The organism is Chrysiogenia bacterium (assembly GCA_020434085.1).
In the GTDB taxonomy this organism is placed as follows: Bacteria; JAGRBM01; JAGRBM01; order JAGRBM01; family JAGRBM01; genus JAGRBM01.
The window spans coordinates 1-4,937 of the sequence record JAGRBM010000619.1; the positions used below are offsets into that span (position 1 = coordinate 1).

4 protein-coding genes are annotated in these 4,937 nt (G+C 66.0%); all 4 read right to left on the reverse strand.

Features of this window, described 5'->3' with window-relative positions; all coding sequences use genetic code 11:
* Positions 1-49 precede the first annotated feature (49 nt).
* Positions 50-1,054 carry a flippase-like domain-containing protein gene (locus KDH09_20000; protein ID MCB0221991.1) on the reverse strand — a complete coding sequence of 335 codons (1,005 nt, stop codon included), beginning with the start codon at positions 1,052-1,054 and terminating at the stop codon, positions 50-52.
* 164 nt (positions 1,055-1,218) lie between these two features.
* Positions 1,219-2,463 carry a 4-hydroxybutyrate CoA-transferase gene (locus KDH09_20005; GenBank protein ID MCB0221992.1) on the reverse strand — a complete coding sequence of 415 codons (1,245 nt, stop codon included), beginning with the start codon at positions 2,461-2,463 and terminating at the stop codon, positions 1,219-1,221.
* The gene (locus KDH09_20010; protein MCB0221993.1) at positions 2,460-4,055 is read right to left on the reverse strand and encodes an LTA synthase family protein; all 1,596 of its coding nucleotides are present in this window, start codon (positions 4,053-4,055) and stop codon (positions 2,460-2,462) included. The genes KDH09_20005 and KDH09_20010 overlap by 4 nt, the downstream gene beginning before the upstream one ends.
* A gap of 6 nt (positions 4,056-4,061) precedes the next feature.
* Positions 4,062-4,937, reverse strand: an 876-nt coding sequence (locus KDH09_20015; GenBank protein MCB0221994.1) for a hydroxymethylglutaryl-CoA lyase, incomplete at its 5' end; no start/stop codon positions are given.

The window sequence follows — 4,937 nt, forward strand, 5'->3', positions numbered from 1 at the left end:
GACCCCGCCCCTACATGCGATTCGTAGGGGCGGGGTCTACCCGCCCTTCTTATGTTTCCCTCGCCAGCGCTTTCTTCTCCGCTTCGATCTCTTCCTGCAGCTCTTTGAGCCCCATGCCTTCCATGGCGAGCATCACGCCACCGACCCCGATGATCGATAGCGCAATTGTGAAGTGCAGCCCGATGCTGAAGGCCAGCACCGTGGACTCGGCAATGCCGAAGTAACCGAGCACCAGCACGCTCACCACCTGGTGCGTGCCCACATTGCCCGGCGTGATCGGCAGGGCAAAGGACAGGGCCAGCGCCACCATGGTGAGCCCCGCCATGCTGGGGCTGGCATCGATGCCGAAGGCCAGCATGCCGCACCACACGGTGCTGATCTCGAAGATCCAGCACAGGGTGCTCAGCCCGAAGATCGGCGCGAAAAAGCGCGGGTTGCGAACGAGCTGGCTCGAATCGTGGATCGAATGGACGATGTTCTTGATGCGCGCGGGCAGTCCCTCGCGATCGCCCAGCAACTTGTCGAGAACCTGTTCCACCCAGTCGCCGCGCCAGGCAAAGACAAAGACCACCACCAGCGCGCCGAGCGCCGCGGCGAGGAAGGTCATCGCCGCGTAGGGGCTCACGAGCTGCGAGCCCACCCCCATCAGCGCAAAGCCCGCGAGGATGCAGAGCAGGTAGATCAGGTCGAAGAACTGCGTGAGCGCCGCGCTGGCCAGCGCGCGGGTGTAGCCCACCCCCGGATTGTGGCGGTGGAGAATGGCGGCGCGCAGGAGCTCGCCCATGCGTGCGGGCATCACGAAGTTCCCGGCGAAACCCATCATGGTCGAGCGAAAAACCAGCGAGCGCGGACGCTCACCGATGGCGCCCTCGATGGCGAATGCCCAGCGCACGCCCTTGGTATAGATATTGGTGAACTGGACCACGACCGCCAGCACCAGCCACTGCCAGTGGGCCTCGCCCAGCGCCGTCCACGCCTCGGTGAGGTCCACGCGCTGGGTGAGCCACCAGATGATGGCCCCCAGTGCGACCACGGTAACGACGAGCTTTTTCATGATTGATCTGGGCGCGGGTCCTTCGAGAGTTCCGGGAGGCGGGCCCCCGGCGCCGGCAAGCCCTCGGTTGCCTGTGGGCGGACAATAGAAGGCGGGAGGAGGCAATGCCAACAAAGAAGGGCGGGTAGAACCCGCCCCTACATACGGTTTGTTAGGGGCGGGGTCTACCCACCCTCTCTTTCCAACCCCTCCCGAAACTCCGGATCCGCGATGGCCAGCATCGCGGCCCGGCGCTCTTCGAGGGTCTTGCCCGCCAGGTTTGCGACCCCGTGTTCGGTGATCACGTACTGAACCAGCGAACGCGGCGTCGTCACCGGCGTACCGGCCGAGAGCTGCGAGACGATGCGCGAGCGCGCGCCGCTTTTTCCGCCCCGCGAGGGGAGCGCCACGACGGAGATGCCGGTGGGGCAGAGCGCGCCGCCCATGGCAAAGTCCATCTGCCCTCCCACCCCGGCAATGGTCTTGCCGCCCACGGACTCGGCGGCGACCTGCCCGGTCAGATCCACCTCCACCGCGGAGTTCACGCAGACAAAGTTTTCCATCTTCGCAATCTCGCAGGCGCTATGAATCACGCCGGAGTGATCCATGTGAATGAGGGGGTTCTCGTGCGCAAAATCGAAGAGCTTGCGCGAGCCCATGACTTCTCCCACCCGGTGGGCGCCCTTTTCCTCGAGCAGCGCGCCGCTCTCGAAGAGCTCCAGCGCGCTGTCGACGATGAGCGAGTGCAGGCGAAGCCTTTTCTTCTCGGTCAGAAATCCCAGCAGCGCCTCGGGCACGCCGCCCACACCGACCTGCAGGGTCGCGCCGTCGGGAATGAGCGCGGCCACCCGCCCCGCGATGCGCTTTTCCACCTCGCCGGAGTTCGCGGCGCGGTAGGGGACGATCTCTTCATCGACTTCGACGGCGAAGTCGATTTCGTCTTCATGCAGAAAGGAATTGCCCAGCGTGCGGGGGACCCTCGGGTTGACCTGCGCGATGACCAGCGGCGCGCTCTTTGCCGCCGGCAGCGCGTAGGCCGTGCTGGCCCCCAGGGAGTAGCGCCCCTCGCGATCGGGCGGCGCGACCTGAATGAGTACCGCATCCGCTTCGAGCGCGCCGCCCGGAGCGAAGGCAGCCGGCATGGCGTTCGAGCGAATGGGCACATAGGCGGCGCGCCCGGCGCGCACGGCCTCGCGCGCGGCGAAGCCCGCGTGGTAGGTAACGAAGCGGAAATGCTCGGCGTGGCGCTCTTCGAGATAGGGCGCCTCGCACAGGGTGATCCCGCCCATCACGCGCAGATTTCGAAAGCGCTTTGCCTGCCGACCGAGTTCTTTGACCAGGGCGCTCGGGTGGCCGCAGCAGTGGGCGACCAGCACCCGGTGGGACGAGCCGATCTCCGCGATGGCTTCTTCGGCGCTGACAATTTTCACGGTTGTTCTCCGACTTTCTGCGTGTTCTGGGTGGCGGGATACTGCGCATCGATCAGCCCGCGCAGGAAATCCATGACGTGGATGAGACTGAGCGCGCCGCCGGTGGCAATGGGCGCCTCGCGCGTGCGCTGGAGCGCGGCCAGGTCCTCGCCCGTATTGTAGAGCAGGAAGGGCACGTATTCCTTGAGCCCGCGCCTGCCCGAATCATAGTCGCGCCAGCGCACGGCCGAGTTGTGGTCGCCGTAGAACCCGACGCTCGTCCCGGGCGGCAGGGCCGAAATATATTTCTCCAGCACATTGTCCACGTAGCGCATGGCGTTGAAGTAGCGCTCTTCGATGCTGCTGCCGCTTACCACCTTGCGGTCGGGATCGCGGCCGGGACGGAAGGGGGTGTGGCTGCTCACCGTGATGATGAACTGGAAGGCCGGGCCGGCGCTCTCGCCGAGAAGTTTCAGTGAGGCCTCGAAGAGATCCCCGTCGGGCACGCCCCAGCCGATGCCCTCGTAGCCAAAGTCCTTTTCGAGTTCCTCGCGGAAGATCACGCGGTCAAAGCCCATGCGATTGAACGCCGCGCGCCGCTCATAGAACTCGCCGGTCACGCCGTGCAGCGCGAGGGTCGAGAAACCGTGGGCCTCCATGAACCTGGGGAGCGGGTTGCGGTAGGGATAGTCGGGAATCTTGTAGGTGATGACGTCAGGCGAGGGCATGACGCTGTTGAGGGCGACGAAGTCCGCGTCCCCGGAGCCGTGAATGTGAATCGCCTCCACGCGGTAGCGCGCGGATTTTTCAGCAAGTTTTGTGAGAAACGGCATCACCTGCTCGCCGTCGATGTCGTAGCCCAGCAGGCCCCAGTCGAGCGACTCCACCTGGATGAGCACCAAGCGCTCGTGAATGGGAAAGGGATATTCCTCTTTGCCGAGCACGTCCTCGGAGGCCTTTACGACCTCCTCCGCGCGCGCCAGCAACAGGTCGCGGCGGTCGTACTGCGCTTCCCAGATGCCGGCGATGACGTAGCCGTAGCTGCTGCCCAGCCGGCTGAAGGTGGCGGGCCCGTCGCTGCGGGTGAGACCGTGCACGCCGATGGCCAGCAGCAGGCTCACCACGGCGGCGGCGCCCGCATAGCCGCGCACGCGGCGGCGGTGCGCCTCTTCAATGACCGCGCGGCGCCAGTGGACGATGAGAAAAATCTTCACCGCAAAGGCCGCGACCAGAAGAAGCAGCGCGCTCCAGGTCAGCAGCTCGAACACGCCCATGCCGATGGCCGCGCCCTCACCGAAGTTGTGCCAGGCCTGCAGCAGCGAAAGCGGGCTGCGGAAGTGATCGAAGTAGGTGATCGCGATCGTGAAGAAGACGACTTCGAGAATGTAGAGCGCGACGAGCGCAACGTAGGGCAGGCTCGCCATGAGCGCGGCGCACACGCTCAGGTCGAGACCCAGCCGCACCAGCCCCCGCGCGGCCTGCACGCCAAAGTCGAGCTCGGCCGGACCGGCGAGGGTGCGTTCCTGAACGATGAAGATCTCCAGCGCCCAGAGCGCGCACAGCGCCAGCGCGGGAAGCGCGCGGCGCAGGTGCTCTTTCCAGGATTCGCTCAAAGCGGATTACGCCGCCGGGCTGTGGCGCACGGGGCCGGTTTCGGTGACATGGCCGAGCAGGGGCTCGCCCAGAATCTCGGCCGCCAGCTTCGCCGTATCGATAATGTCCTGGCCGGCAATGCCGGTGTCCACGCCGAGCTCGGCCAGCAGGCAAACCCAGTCCTCGGTATCGAGGTTGCCGGTGTGCCGCATCTCCGCGCCCTCGACGATTCCCGCCGGACGCCCGCCGATGCCGCCGAGCGAGCAGTCGAAGCGTTCGACTCCCGCGCCGAGCGCCGCCACGGCGTTGGCAATGGCCACGCCGCGGGTGTCGTGAAAGTGGGCGATGAGGTCCGGGCCGGGCACCGCCTCCTTCATGCGCGCGAAGAACTCGCCCGCCTGCACGGGGTTGGCCTGCCCGGTGGTGTCGCCGAACTGGATCTCGTCGGCGCCAAGCGCGGCGTATTCCTTCGCCAGCCACGCGGCCTGCTCGAAGGGAATGTCGCCCTGGATGTGGCAGCCGAAGGAATTCGAGACGCTCCCGATGACGTAGAGCCCGGCCTCCTTGGCCCGCGGCACGATGGCGCGCACGCCTTCGAGCGCTTCGTCGATGCTCTTCTTCACGTTCTTCTGCGAATAGGCCTCGCTCGCGGCGATGATCACGGTGACCGCCGTGGGGCCGATGCCCTCCTCGCAGAACTGCAGGCAGCGCTCCAGGCCCTTTTCGTTTGGGATGAGCGCGATGTACTGCACACCCTCGCGGCGCTTGATCCCGGCGAGCACTTCCTTGCAGTCGGCAAACTGCGGCAGGTATTTGGGATGGGCAAAGCTCGTCACCTCGATGAGCGGCACGCCGATCTCGCTGCAGCGATCGATCATCGCAATCTTCTTCTCGGTCGGCAC